General features: G+C 67.0%; 9 protein-coding genes. 8 read left to right on the top strand and 1 reads right to left on the bottom strand.

Going from position 1 to position 13,817, the window contains the following annotated elements:
• Positions 1-23 precede the first annotated feature (23 nt).
• Positions 24-764 (top strand): cell division protein ZipA, encoded by a 741-nt coding sequence (gene zipA, locus ACZK2G_RS14250; protein WP_046982626.1) that lies wholly within the window; start codon positions 24-26, stop codon positions 762-764.
• Between the two features lie 74 nt (positions 765-838).
• Here zipA and ACZK2G_RS14245 read toward each other — a convergent pair whose 3' ends face one another.
• Positions 839-1,963 (bottom strand): pyridoxal phosphate-dependent aminotransferase, encoded by a 1,125-nt coding sequence (locus ACZK2G_RS14245; protein ID WP_046982625.1) that lies wholly within the window; start codon positions 1,961-1,963, stop codon positions 839-841.
• A 284-nt stretch (positions 1,964-2,247) separates the two neighbouring features.
• Between ACZK2G_RS14245 and ligA the strand changes: the two genes are divergently transcribed.
• From ligA to ACZK2G_RS14210, 7 genes are all read left to right on the top strand, one after another.
• On the top strand, positions 2,248-4,713 hold the full coding sequence (ligA, locus tag ACZK2G_RS14240) for an NAD-dependent DNA ligase LigA (protein WP_478473663.1): 2,466 nt from the start codon (positions 2,248-2,250) through the stop codon (positions 4,711-4,713).
• A gap of 50 nt (positions 4,714-4,763) precedes the next feature.
• Positions 4,764-5,249, top strand: a complete 486-nt coding sequence (locus tag ACZK2G_RS14235) for a GNAT family N-acetyltransferase (protein WP_006376440.1) — start codon at positions 4,764-4,766, stop codon at positions 5,247-5,249.
• Entirely contained in the window at positions 5,246-6,202 is a 957-nt protein-coding gene (gene epmA, locus ACZK2G_RS14230; protein ID WP_136638257.1) for an EF-P lysine aminoacylase EpmA, read from the top strand. The genes ACZK2G_RS14235 and epmA overlap by 4 nt, the downstream gene beginning before the upstream one ends.
• Positions 6,203-6,341: 139 nt before the next feature.
• Positions 6,342-7,073: a DUF3011 domain-containing protein gene (locus ACZK2G_RS14225; RefSeq protein ID WP_046986789.1), complete on the top strand. Its 732-nt coding sequence runs from the start codon at positions 6,342-6,344 to the stop codon at positions 7,071-7,073.
• 47 nt (positions 7,074-7,120) lie between these two features.
• Positions 7,121-8,185: an S-methyl-5-thioribose-1-phosphate isomerase gene (mtnA, locus tag ACZK2G_RS14220; RefSeq protein WP_478473662.1), complete on the top strand. Its 1,065-nt coding sequence runs from the start codon at positions 7,121-7,123 to the stop codon at positions 8,183-8,185.
• A gap of 243 nt (positions 8,186-8,428) precedes the next feature.
• Positions 8,429-11,143 (top strand): DNA gyrase subunit A, encoded by a 2,715-nt coding sequence (gyrA, locus tag ACZK2G_RS14215; protein WP_478473661.1) that lies wholly within the window; start codon positions 8,429-8,431, stop codon positions 11,141-11,143.
• A 132-nt stretch (positions 11,144-11,275) separates the two neighbouring features.
• Positions 11,276-13,798, top strand: a complete 2,523-nt coding sequence (locus ACZK2G_RS14210) for a membrane-bound PQQ-dependent dehydrogenase, glucose/quinate/shikimate family (RefSeq protein ID WP_478473660.1) — start codon at positions 11,276-11,278, stop codon at positions 13,796-13,798.
• Positions 13,799-13,817 lie beyond the last annotated feature (19 nt).

Genomic DNA, 13,817 nt, shown 5'->3' with positions numbered 1-13,817 from the left:
GAACTAGCCGGAGAACCTATCGAATGTCCGACACGGCACTGTTGCGCATCGGCATCCTGGCCGCCGGCCTGCTGTTGATCGCCGCGATCTTCCTGTTTGGCCGTCCGAAAAAGAAGCCCCAGGGGCGCCGCGTGGAAGGCGCGGAACCGACCAGCGGTCAACGCCGCGAGCCGGTGCTGGGCGATGACGGCGTCCCCGTGGCCGATGGCCGCATTGAACCGGGAATGGGCGGGGAAGGCGAGCAGGCCGAACTCGGTCTCCCCGACACCGATCTGGGCGCAGCCAGCGACCTCGGCAAGCGCGCCACCCAGGATTTCGACAAGATCGTTTCGCTGCTGGTGGCGGCCCGCGCCGGCGAGCAGCTGCGCGGGGAGGACATCGTAGTGGCCGCCGAGAAGACCGGCCTGGTCTTCGGCCATATGAACGTGTTCCACCGCCTGGTGGAGGGCTATCCCGAGCGCGGACCGATCTTCTCGATGGCCAGCGTCATCAATCCGGGCAGCTTCGACATGGCCAACATCCGCGCCATGGAAACTCCGGCCATCGCCTTCTTCCTGACCCTGCCGGCACCGCTGACCGCGCTGGATGCCTGGGAGAAGATGCTGCCGACCGTGCAGCGCATGGCCGAACTGCTCGACGGCGTGGTGCTGGATGACGGCCGCAATGCCCTGGGTCGTCAGCGCATCGCACACATCCGTGACGAGCTGCGTGCCTATGATCGCCAGCACCAGGCACCGCCGCTGACCAAGACCCCGCGCTGGTAAAAGCGTTTTTTCCGGTGTGCCGACCAGCGGTCGGCACCCACCCCGACCAGCGGCCGGCATCCACCCGGATGGGGTTACGCCGGTACGCCGGCCACCTTCGCGAACGCCTGGCGGAACGCCGCCATTTCCTCTTCGGTACCGACGGTCACCCGCACGCGCTGCGGCCAGATCGGCCAGCTGCGACCGATCACCACGCCGTTCTCCGCCATTGCCTTGGCGAACGCGCCGCCGTCACGCTGGACGTCGACCACGAAGCAGTTCGCCTCCGAAGGCACGCAGTTGAAACCGCGCTTGCCGAGCCACGCGACGGTGGCCTGGCGTGCCTTGGCATTCTGCAGGCGTCGCTGCGGGATCAGCTGCGGATCCCGCAGACTGGACAGCGCCGCCGCCAGTGCCGGTACCGGTAGCGGGTTGTCGCCGAGGCTGGCCAGTTCACGCAGCCGGTCCGGATGTGCAGCGGCCACGCCAAGGCGCAGACCGGCCATGCCGTACAGCTTGGAAAACGTGCGCAGCACGATCAGGTCATCGCGCTGGGCCACCTGGCCGATCAGGCTGGGCTGCTCGCTGTACTGCAGATAGGCCTCGTCGACCAGTACACGGGTGGCCACAGGCTTGTTGGCCAGCAGCCAGGCGAGCTCGACCGGTGGGCTGATCGAGCCGGTGGGGTTGTTCGGATTGCACACGTACAGCAGCCCGGTCGGGTGCGCATGTGCGGCAGCAACCATCGCACGCAGGTCGTGCGCGCCGTCATCGCGCAGCGGCACCTTCTGCACGTGCGCGCCGTGTGCGGCGGCCACTTCGCCCAGCGTTTCGAAGGTCGGGTCGGCAACTACCAGTCCTGCCTGCGGGCCGGTCCACAGCGTGGCCGCACGATTCAGCGGTTCGCTGGAGCCGGGGTAGAGGCGCACATGATCGGCCGGGATGCCTGCCTGCCCGATGAAAGCGTCGCGCACCTGGCCCGCCAGCTCGAAGCGGTAGCGGCCGCAGCTTGCGATGCTCTCGCGTGCCGCCTGCTGGGCAGCGGGTGAGGGGCCGTACGGGCACTCATTGAAGTTCAGCAGTACCGCGCCCTCGCTGGGAGTCGGCGTTGTGGCCGCAGCAGGCTGGGCCTGGGCCAGGCGGGGCAGGCTGCTGCCGGCCACGGCAAGGCCGGCACCGGCCAGTTGCAGGAAGCGGCGACGGGAGGCGGGCAGGGTCACGGGCGGGGTTCCGAAGGTTGGCTGCTGCACGCTAGCGCTGGTGGGGGCGGGCGGCAAGCTGCTTTTTGTAGAGTCGAGCCGTGCTCGACTACAGATGTGCCAACCAAGGTTGGCACCTACCAGAGCGGGGAATGGTTGGCACCTACCGGAGCGGGGGAGTGGTTGGTATCCGCCAGAGCGGGGGAGCAGTCGAGCAAGCTCGACGCAACAAAGGCGGTGGTGTTACAGGGCCTGACGCCCGGGCGCGGTAGAATTCCCGGCCATCCCAGAACCACCGGATCCCGATGAGCCCCAGCCCCGCCGAACGCGCCGAAGACCTTCGCCGGCAGATCGCCCAGGCCAACCGCGCCTACCACGAGCTGGATGCGCCGGAGATCCCCGACGTCGACTATGACCGGATGGTGCGCGAGCTGGAAGCGCTGGAGCGCGAGCATCCGGAACTGGCCCGTGCCGACAGCCCTACCCAGCAGGTAGGAGCGCGTCCCTCGGGCCGTTTCGCCGAGGTGCGCCATGCGGTGCCGATGTTGTCGTTGTCCAATGCTTTCAGCGATGAGGAAGTGGCCGATTTCGTGCGTCGCATCGATGAGCGCCTGGGCCGCCGCAGCCTGCAGTTCTCGGCAGAGCCGAAGATGGACGGCCTGGCAATCAGCCTGCGCTACGAAGAGGGGCATTTCGTACTGGGCGCGACCCGCGGTGATGGCAGCACTGGCGAAGACGTGACGGCAAACCTGCGCGAGATCGGCGATGTCCCCAAGCGCCTGCACGGCAAGGACTGGCCGGATGTGCTGGAAGTACGCGGCGAGGTCTACATGGCCCGCGCCGACTTCGAGGCCTACAACGAGCGTGCGCGCCTGCAGGGTGGCAAGGTGCTGGCCAATCCGCGCAATGCTGCAGCCGGCTCGCTGCGCCAGCTCGACCCGAAGATCAGCGCGCAGCGCAAGCTGAGTTTCTTCGCCTACGGCACCGGCGAGGTGCTGGGGGGCGAGCTTCCCGATACCCATTCGGGCACGCTGGCACAGCTCGGCAGCTGGGGCTTCCCGGTCAGTGCGCTGTGCAAGGTGGTGGATGGCACCGATGGCCTGCTTGGCTACTACCGTGACATCGGCGAGCGCCGTGATGGCCTGCCGTTCGATATCGACGGCGTGGTCTACAAGCTGGACGACCGCGCCGGGCAGCAGGCGATGGGCTTCGTCTCGCGCGCACCGCGCTGGGCCATCGCACACAAGTTCCCGGCGCAGGAACAGAGCACCACCGTGGAAGCGATCGAGATCCAGATCGGCCGCACCGGTGCCGCCACGCCGGTCGCGCGCCTGGCGCCAGTGGCCGTGGCCGGTGTGATCGTCTCCAACGCCACCCTGCACAACGCCGACCAGATCGCGCGCCTCGATGTGCGCGTCGGCGACAGCGTGATCGTGCGACGTGCGGGTGACGTGATTCCGGAAGTGGTCAGCGTCATCCTCGACCGTCGTCCGCAGGGCACCACGCCGTGGCAGATGCCGACGCAGTGCCCGGTGTGTGGCTCGGAGATCGTGCGCGAGGAGGGAGCGGCGGCGTGGCGTTGTTCGGGCGAGCTGTCCTGCCCGGCGCAGCGCAAGGAAGCCATCGCGCACTTCGCCTCGCGCCGCGCGATGGATATCGACGGCCTGGGCGACAAATACATCGAGACCCTGGTTGACGCCGGCATCGTCAAGAGCGTGGCCGACCTGTACCGGCTCAGCCGTGACCAGCTGCTGCACCTGAAACTGGTGCTGGATGCCGAAGATCCTTCGGCACTGGCTGCCGCATTGAAGCTGCATCTGCCTGCCGAAGGCAGCGGCGCGGTGCTCAATGCCGTGCTCAAGCTGGACGGCAACGATCCAGGCTGGCGCGCGCAGGCACTGGTGCAGCCGGCCAGCTTTGAATGGAACACGAAGAAGATCGCCACCAAGTGGGCTGACAACCTGATCGCGGCGATCGACGCCAGCCGTGCTGCCACGCTGGAGCGGCTGCTGTTCGCACTGGGCATCGAACACGTCGGCGAAAGCACGGCCAAGGCGCTGGCGCAGTGGTTTGGCGATCTGGAGTTGATCCGCCACCTGCCGTGGCCGCTGTTCAAGCGGGTGCCGGACATCGGTGGCGAAGTAGCCCGCTCGCTCGGTCATTTCTTCGAGCAGCAGGGAAACCAGCAGGCCATCGATGATCTGTTGCAGGTCGGCCAGGTACGCATCAGCGATGCACACGCCCCCAGTGCCAAGCTGCGTGAGGGCCTGGACCTGGCGCAGTTGATGGTGGAATCGGAGATTCCCGGCATCACCCGCCTTCGTGCGGAAAAACTGGTCGCTGCGCTGCCCGGCGCGCAGGCAGTGCTCGACGCCGAGCATGGTCAGTTCGTCAATGCAGGCCTGCCCGACGATACTGCGCGTGGCCTGGCCGAGTGGCTCGATACCGAGGGCCACGGCGCGATGCTGCTGGCCGCTGAGAAAGCGATGCGGCAGATCCTGGCCAAGGCCCCTGCGCTTGCGGAGATCGTCGCCGGCCCGCTGGATGGACAGACCGTGGTGCTGACCGGCACCCTGGCCCAGCTCACCCGCGATGCCGCCAAGGAGCGCCTGGAGGCACTGGGTGCGAAGGTCTCCGGCAGTGTGTCGAAGAAGACCAGCTTCGTGGTGGCCGGTACCGAGGCCGGCTCCAAGCTGGACAAGGCGCAGTCGCTGGGCGTGCCGGTGTGGGACGAAGACCGCCTGCTGGCCTATCTCGCCGAGCACGAATGAAGCCTCCGCCGGGCGCTCCTGCGGCCGGCATGAAATACAAAGGAACACCGATGCAGACCGCCCCGCTGGACTTCCGCCTGGCCACCCGTGCCGATGAGGAACTGTTGATCGCGTTGATGCGCGAGTTCTACGCCGAAGACAAGATCGACTTCGACGACGCCCGCGTGCGTCGCGGTGTGGATGCACTGCTGGCCGACCCGCGCAACGGTGAAGTACTGCTGTGGCTGGACGAAGCCGGCGAGGTGGTCGGCTATGCGGTGATCGCGATGGGTTTCAGCCTGGAGCAGGGCGGTCACTTCATGCTGCTGGACGAGCTGTACCTGAGCCATCGCGCGCGCGGTCGTGGTCGCGGCAAACAGGCCCTGGCGATCTGCGAACAGCGCGCACGCGGTCGTGGCGTCAGCCGCCTGCGCCTGGAAGTGAACCACCACAACGAACTGGCCCGACGCCTGTACCTGGCCAGCGGCTACATCGACGACACCCGTGACCTGCTGACCCTGCCGCTGGACCATCCGCGCCCGGAGGGCATCCTGTGAGCGAGGCCCTGCTGCGGGCGCTGCAGCAGCGCGCCGCGCTGAACGCGCTGCTGCGCCGCTTCTTCGCCGAGCGCGATGTGCTGGAAGTGGAAACCCCGATCCTGTCGGTGGCCGGCAACACCGAGCCGAACATCGACAGCTTCCACACCGATTTCACCGGGCATGTTGATGCCGGTGGCCGCCGCCGCTGGTTGCGGACCTCGCCGGAGTATCCGCTCAAGCGCCTGCTCGCTGCAGGCGTCGGCGACTGCTATGAACTGGGCCGCGTATTCCGCAATGGCGAAGCGGGTGGTCGCCACAATCCTGAATTCACCATGCTGGAGTGGTACCGGGTCGGCTGGGACCACCATCGGCTGGTGCAGGAAACCGCCGAGCTGGTCGGGCAGGCGTTGGCGCTGGTCGGGCGCAGTGCCCGCTTGCGCGTGATGAGCTATCGCGAGCTGTTCCAGCAGCATGTAGGCGTGGATCCGTTCGATGCCGACGAAGCCGCGCTGCGTGCCGCACTGGGCGACGTGCATATCGATCCGGTCGGGTTGACCCGCGACGACTGGCTGGACCTGCTGATGACCCACCACATCCAACCGCACTTCGATGACGCGGTCATGACCGCGGTCCATGACTGGCCGGCCAGCCAGGCCGCGCTCGCGCGCATCCGCCCCGGCACACCGCCGTTGGCCGAGCGTTTCGAGCTGTACCTGGGGGCGGTGGAGCTGGCCAACGGCTATCACGAACTGAATGACGCGCAGGAGCAACGTGCGCGCTTCCAGCATGATCTGCAGCGTCGGCACGAGCGTGGGCAGGTACAGCCGGCGCTGGATGAGGCGCTGTTGGCAGCGCTGCCGTCGATGCCGGCCTGTGCCGGCGTGGCGGTGGGCATCGACCGCCTGCTGATGGCGATGAACCGCACGCCGCGCATCGCCGATGTGCTGGCCTACGATTTTGCCCACGCCTGAGTTTTCGGGTCTTTCTGAAATCTGCAGGCTGAACGGAATCGACGGATTTCGCGCTTGATTCAGCAAGCATGATGATGCTCTCATCATCCCACGTGCCTCACACTGGCATGGCAGTTCATCCAGTCTCGTGGGGAAGCCTTTGGTCAAGTGGTTCGCGGTCGTCGCTGCACCGGTGTACTCCCTCGCGATATGGGGGGTGTTCGCACCGTCGTCGGCGTTGGCCCAGCAGGCCGGCTATGACGGCGAAGTGGTGACCTGCGAATCGCGTGACATGGCCTGGGTGCACTGCGATATCGATGTCAGCAACGGCATCGACCTGGTTCGCCAGCTCTCCAGCAACAGCTGCATCCGCGGCAGTGAGTGGGGGACCGACCGCAGTGGTGTGTGGGTCACTCTTGGCTGCCGTGCCGAGTTCCGTGCACGCCGTGCGCAAGGAGCGGCAGCGCCGGCCAGCACCCAGGGCAAGCGCCTGGTGCGCCGCGTGGTGCGCTGTGAGTCCAATGGTCGCCCGCAGAGTTGCCCGGTGCGGCTCGATGGCGCCCCGGTGCGCCTGCTGCGCCAGTTGTCGGTGCTTCCGTGCCGGGAGGGGCAGGGCTGGGGCTACAAGCGCAATGAAGTCTGGACCACGCGTGGCTGCCAGGGTGATTTCGAAGTGGCCGACGAGGAGGGTCGTTTCGTCGACGTGCCACGGCGCCTGACCTGCGAGTCGAAATCGAAGAAGCGCCGCTTCTGCGGTGCCAGCATTTCCGTTGGAGCGGTCGTCACCCAGCAGCTGTCCAGCACGCCGTGCGAAGAGGGCAGCACCTGGGGCTGGAGCCGCAACGGGATCTGGGTGGACGGCGGCTGCCGGGCCGAATTCTCGGTGAATTGAGCCCGGGCAGGCTCCAACCACGTGGGGCCTGGCCCTACAATGGGCCCATGAACACTGCCTCCGACATCGACTACGCCCGTTACGACCATATCCGCCCGATCCTTTGGACCGGCGAAGCCCTGCAACTGCTCGACCAGCGCAAGCTGCCGTTCGTGGTTGAACACGTGGTCTGCCATGACAGCGACGAGGTTGCTGCGGCGATCCATGCGCTGACCGTGCGCGGCGCGCCGGCGATCGGCATTGCCGCTGCCTGGGGCGTGGTGCTGGCTGCGCGGGACGTGCAGGCTGCCGATGGCGTGCATGCCCTGCAGCAGCTGGAACCAGCACTGCAGCGGCTCAATGCATCGCGCCCGACGGCGGTGAACCTGGCCTGGGCGCTGGCGCGCATGCGTCGTTGCCTGAGTGCCGCCGGTGCCGATTGGAAGGCGTTGCTGGAGGCGGAGGCGCAGGCCATCGCCGAGGAAGACCTGGCCGCCAACCGCCATATGGGTGCGCTCGGTGCGGGCCTGATCGAAGCGGGCAGCGGCGTGCTGACCCACTGCAACACCGGCTCGCTGGCCACCGCTGGCTTCGGCACCGCCCTGGGGGTGATCCGCGCCGGCATGGCCCAGCATCGCATCGCGCGCGTGTTCGCTGGCGAGACCCGGCCGTGGCTGCAGGGCGCGCGCCTGACCGTGTGGGAGCTGCAGCAGGATGGCATCGACGCGACGCTGATCGCCGACTCGGCGGCTTCGCACCTGATGAAGACCGGCGCGGTGCAATGGGTGATCGTCGGCGCTGACCGCATCTGCGCCAATGGCGATACGGCCAACAAGATCGGTACCTATCAGCTGGCCATCGCCGCCCGCCACCATGGGGTGAAGTTCATGGTCGTGGCCCCGTCCTCCACGGTGGACATGGAGACCGTGGATGGCAGCCAGATCGAGATCGAGCAGCGTGACCCGGGCGAGCTGTACGGCGTGGGCGGCACCCGCACCGTGGCCGAGGGCATCGCCGCCTGGAACCCGGTGTTCGACGTAACCCCGGGGGAGCTGATCGACGCCATCGTGACCGAACGTGGCGTGATCCTGAACCCGACCGTCGAGAACATGCGCGCCGCCTTCGGCGGTTGAGGCAGGCAGGGTCGTGGTCGGATCCCTTTCCGCAGGGAAGGGCTCCGACCCCCAGCCCCCGGTAGCGCCGGCCGCTGGCCGGCAACCCCCTAAGTTCCTGATTTGTGCCGGTAAAATCACCGTAAAGGCAGGCGGGAAACGCCCCTTTGTGGTAGAATCCAGCGGTTGAATCGAGGTTCCGGCACGACTCCCTCCCGCAGGGGGCTGCGCCGGACTGGACCGCTACCAGACAACGGAACCCGAATGGCAGAAACCGCCAAGGAAATCATCCAGGTCAACCTGGAAGACGAGATGCGCAAGAGCTACCTCGATTACGCCATGAGCGTGATCGTGGGCCGCGCGCTGCCAGATGCGCGCGATGGCCTCAAGCCGGTGCATCGTCGTGTGCTGTTCGCGATGAACGAGTTGAACGCGCACAGCAACAAGCCCTACTTCAAGTCGGCGCGTATCGTCGGTGACGTCATCGGTAAGTACCACCCGCATGGCGATCAGTCGGTGTACGACACGCTGGTGCGCCTGGCGCAGCCGTTCTCGCTGCGTTACATGCTGGTCGATGGCCAGGGTAACTTCGGTTCGGTCGACGGCGATTCCGCTGCGGCGATGCGATACACCGAGGCGCGCATGTCGCGCCTTGCGCATGAGCTGATGGCGGACATCGACAAGGAAACCGTCGATTTCCAGCCCAACTACGACGAGAAGGAACTGGAGCCGACGGTCATGCCGACCCGGTTCCCGAACCTGCTGGTCAACGGTTCGGCCGGCATCGCGGTGGGCATGGCCACCAACATCCCGCCGCACAACCTGACCGAGTCGATCAACGCCTGCATCGCGCTGATCGACAACCCGGAAATCGATGTCGACGGCCTGATGGAGTACATCCCGGGCCCGGACTTCCCCACTGCCGGCATCATCAATGGCACCGCCGGCATCATCGCCGGCTACCGCACCGGCCGTGGCCGCGTGCGCATCCGTGCCAAGGCGGACATCGAAGTGGCCGACAACGGCCGCGAATCGATCATCGTCACTGAAATTCCTTACCAGGTGAACAAGGCGCGTCTGATCGAGAAGATCGCCGAGCTGGTCAAGGAAAAGAAGATCGAAGGCATCAGCGAGCTGCGCGATGAGTCCGACAAGGACGGCATGCGCATCTACATCGAGATCAAGCGCGGTGAATCTGCCGAGGTTGTGCTGAACAACCTGTACCAGCAGACCCAGATGGAATCGGTGTTCGGCATCAACATGGTGGCGCTGGTCGATGGCCGCCCGCAGTTGATGAACCTCAAGCAGATGCTGGAGGCGTTCGTCCGCCACCGTCGCGAAGTGGTCACCCGCCGCACCGTGTTCGAGCTGCGCAAGGCGCGCGCCCGTGCCCACGTGCTGGAAGGCCTGACCGTCGCGCTGGCCAACATCGACGAGATGATCGAACTGATCAAGACCTCGCCGAACCCCGCCGAAGCCCGTGAGCGCATGCTCGCGCGCCTGTGGGAGCCGGGCCTGGTCGGTTCGATGCTGGGCGCTGCCGGTGCCGAAGCCTCGCGTCCGGATGACCTGCCCAAGGGTGTGGGCCTGATCGAAGGCGGCTACCAGCTGACCGAGATCCAGGCGACCCAGATCCTGGAAATGCGCCTGCACCGCCTGACCGGGCTTGAGCAAGACCGCCTGACCGAGGAATACAAGCAGCTGCTGGAAGTGATCGCCGGGCTGATCCACATCCTGGAAGATCCCGATCGCCTGCTGCAGGTGATCCGCGAAGAGCTGATCAGCGTCAAGGCCGAGTTCGGCGACGAGCGTCGTACCGAAATCCGCCACAGCGAAGAAGACCTGGACATCCTCGACCTGATCGCGCCGGAAGACGTGGTGGTCACCGTCTCCCATGCTGGCTACGTCAAGCGCCAGCCGGTGAGCGTGTACCGCGCGCAGCGCCGGGGTGGCCGTGGCCGCAGTGCAGCGTCCACCAAGGAAGAGGATTTCATCGAGCAGCTGTGGCTGGTCAACACGCACGACACGCTGCTGACCTTCACCAGTTCGGGCAAGGTGTTCTGGCTGCCGGTCTACCAGCTGCCGGAAGCCGGTTCCAACGCCCGTGGCCGCCCGATCATCAACTGGATTCCGCTGGAACCGGGTGAGCGCGTGCAGGCTGTACTGCCGGTGCGTGAGTACGCTGATGGCCAGTTCGTGTTCTTCGCCACGAAGAACGGTACGGTCAAGAAGACCCCGCTGGGCGAGTTCGCCTTCCGTCTGGCCCGCGGCAAGATCGCGATCAACCTCGACGAGGGCGATGCCCTGGTCGGCGTCGGCCTGACCGATGGCGAGCGCGACATCCTGCTGTTCGCCTCCAACGGCAAGACCGTCCGCTTCGGTGAGGACAAGGTCCGTTCGATGGGCCGTACCGCTACCGGCGTGCGCGGCATCAAGATGCCGGCCGGCGAAGAAGTGGTCAGCCTGATCGTGGCCGAAAGTGCAGGTGGCAGCGAGGACGAGAACGAGGACGACAACGGTGTCGAGGAAACTGCAGCCAATGGCGATGCGGTGATCGACGGCGCCGATGACGCCAGCGTGCAGTACATCCTTACCGCCACCGAAAACGGCTATGGCAAGCGTACCCCGCTGCCGGACTACCCGCGCAAGGGTCGCGGCACGCAGGGCGTGATCGGTATCCAGACCACCGAGCGCAACGGCAAGCTGGTCGCGGCGGTACTGATGGGCTCGGGCGACGAGGTCCTGTTGATTTCCGATGGTGGCACCCTGGTGCGTACGCGTGGCTCGGAAATCAGCCGCGTCGGCCGCAACACCCAGGGCGTGACCCTGATCCGCCTGTCCAAGGACGAGAAGCTGCAGGCGGTGGAGCGCATGGATGCCTCGATCGACGAGGACGAGGACGAGGTGGCCGTCGCCGCCCCGGCCGCGACCGATGGCGCCCCGGCTGCTGCCAGCAGCGAGGACGCCGTGCAGGAGTGATCCTGCCGCGAGGTTGAGGTACCCGACGACGCCGGCCCTGTGCCGGCGTCGTCGTATCCGGTGCCCGCACTTACGCGCGCGCTTCACATCGGCGGTGGGATAACGGCGCATGCTGCCCCCCGGAGATCGACGATGTCCGCCACGCCGCAGTCTGCTTCCGCGCCTCCGCCCCGCCATCCTCTGGTCACCGTGCTGTCGCTGCTGCTGGTCGTGCTCGGCCTGGTCATCGGCGGGCTCGGTGCGTGGCTGCTCAGCCTCGGTGGCTCGGCGTACTACGCCATCGCCGGCCTGGGGCTGCTGGTCAGTGGCATCCTGCTGTTCGGCAACCGCCGCAGTGGCGCGCTGCTGTACGCGCTGGTGTTCGTGGGCACGTTGCTGTGGACCTGGTGGGAATCGGGCAGCGACTACTGGCGCTGGGTGCCACGGCTGGGCCTGGTGACCGCGCTGGGCATCGTGCTGGCGCTGCTGGCGCCGACGCTGCGCGAGCCGGTTTCAAAGCGTCTGTCGCGCAGCGTGGCGGGCTTGCTGATGCTGGTGTTCGTGGCCGCCTTCGGCCTGGCTTTCGCCCCGCATGGTGAAGTGGACGGGCACCTGCCGTTCCCGGAAGGCGCCGTCAGCGCCGGACTGGAACCAACGCGCGATACCACTGGCCTGCAGCCGGCTGACCAGCCCGCCGAAGGCGACTGGCCGGCGTGGGGCCGCAGCAATGCGGGCACCCGCTATTCGCCCCTGCAGCAGATCACCCCGGCCAATGTGGCCACGCTGCAGCCGGCCTGGCAGTTCCGCACCGGTGACCTGCCGAAGAAGCGCTGGGGCGCGGAAACCACGCCCCTGAAGGTCGGCGACCGCCTGTACCTTTGCACCGCGCGCAACCGCCTGATCGCGCTCGACGCCAGCAGTGGCAAGGAGCTGTGGCGGTTCGATCCGAAGGTGAAGGACGCCTCGATCCCGTACACCGCCGCCTGCCGTGGCGTGAGCTACTACGAGCAGCCGAGCGCGCCTACGATGGCCGATGCGGCGCTGGCCGATGTCGCGGCCGATCTGGCGCTGCCCGAACCACCGCCCAGCGTCACCCGCAGCGCTACGCCGGGCAGTCATCCCGCGTGCTGGGCCCGCATCATCGAAGGCACCCTGGACGGCCGCATCATCGCGGTGGACGCAGACAGCGGCCGTCCCTGCGCCAACTTCGGCAACAACGGCCAGGTCGACATCACCCTTGGAATGGGCGACGTGCCCCCTGGCTACGTGTCGATCAACTCGCCACCGGCGATCGTGCGAGGCGTGATCGTGACCGGTCACCAGGTGTTGGATGGGCAGCGCCGCGACGCGCCCTCGGGCGTGATCCAGGCCTACGACGCGATCACCGGCAAGCTGCGCTGGGCGTGGGACATGGACCAGCCCGAGCGCAACGGCCTGCCGCCGCACGAGCAGACCTACACGCGCGGCACGCCGAACATGTGGACCACCGCGACCGGCGATGAGGCGCTGGGCCTGGTCTACCTGCCACTGGGCAACTCGGCGGGCGACTACTGGAGTGGCTCACGCAGCGAAAACCAGAACCGCTATTCGACCTCGCTGGTGGCGATCGACGTGGCCACCGGCAAGCCGGTCTGGCATTTCCAGGCGGTGCGCAAGGACGTGTGGGACTACGACCTCGGTTCGCAGGCCAGCCTGATCGACTACCCGACGGCGGCCGGCAAGGTGCCGGCGATCCTGCTGCCGACCAAGCAGGGCGACATGTACATCCTCGACCGCCGCAACGGCCAGCTGCTGACCGCCGCCGAGGAGCGCAAGGTACCCGTCGGTGGCGTCGAGCCCGAGCAGCGTTCGCCCACGCAGTTGTTCTCGCTGTACCACACACTGCGCCGCGAGCATGACCTGACCGAGCGCGACATGTGGGGCATCACTCCGATCGACCAGCTGGTCTGCCGCATCCAGTTCCGCAAGGCGTACTACGAAGGCTTCTACACGCCGCCGAGCAGCGATCGGCACTCCATCGAGTACCCCGGCTACAACGGTGGTTCGGACTGGGGAAGCGTGGCGGTGGATACCCGCCGTGGCGTGATCGTGGCCAACTACAACGACATGCCCAACTACAACCGGCTGGTACCGCGCGCGGAGGCCGATCGCATGGGCTGGCTGCCGCGCGAGAAGATCCGCGTCGACAAGGGCGGCGCTGAAGGGGCTGGTGACCCGCAGGTGGGAACGCCCTATGGCATCCAGGTGAACGCAGGTTGGCGGCTGCCGTTCACCGGGCTGCTGTGCAAGCAGCCACCCTATGGCGGCATCCGTGCCATCGATCTGCGCACCGGCAAACTGCTGTGGGACCGCCCATTCGGCAGTGCGCGCGGCAATGGGCCGTTCGGAATCCGCTCCGGCCTGCCGATCGAGATCGGTACGCCAAACAATGGCGGCTCGGTGGTCACCGCCAGCGGCCTGATCTTCATCGCCGCTGCGACCGACGATCTACTGCGCGCCATCGACCTGAAGACCGGCAAGGAACTGTGGCATGCCAAGCTGCCGGCGGGTGGGCAGGCCAACCCGATGGTGTACGAGCAGGGCGGGCGACAGTACGTGGTGATCATGGCCGGCGGCCACCATTTCATGGAAACCCCGAACGGCGATTACGTGATGGCGTTTGCGTTGCCGAGGTAACCGGACTGGGGGCGGCGGG

The organism is Stenotrophomonas sp. 107298_Sma (genome assembly GCF_056480345.1).
The sequence above is the reverse complement of the archived record's forward strand: the minus strand, read 5'-3'. Positions and strand labels throughout refer to the sequence as shown.

Coding starts and splice junctions, on each gene's coding strand:
- zipA (WP_046982626.1), top strand. CDS start 24: ATGTCCGACACGGCACTGTTGCGCATCGGCATCCTGGCCGCCGGCCTG.
- ligA (WP_478473663.1), top strand. CDS start 2,248: ATGAGCCCCAGCCCCGCCGAACGCGCCGAAGACCTTCGCCGGCAGATC.
- ACZK2G_RS14235 (WP_006376440.1), top strand. CDS start 4,764: ATGCAGACCGCCCCGCTGGACTTCCGCCTGGCCACCCGTGCCGATGAG.
- mtnA (WP_478473662.1), top strand. CDS start 7,121: ATGAACACTGCCTCCGACATCGACTACGCCCGTTACGACCATATCCGC.
- gyrA (WP_478473661.1), top strand. CDS start 8,429: ATGGCAGAAACCGCCAAGGAAATCATCCAGGTCAACCTGGAAGACGAG.
- ACZK2G_RS14210 (WP_478473660.1), top strand. CDS start 11,276: ATGTCCGCCACGCCGCAGTCTGCTTCCGCGCCTCCGCCCCGCCATCCT.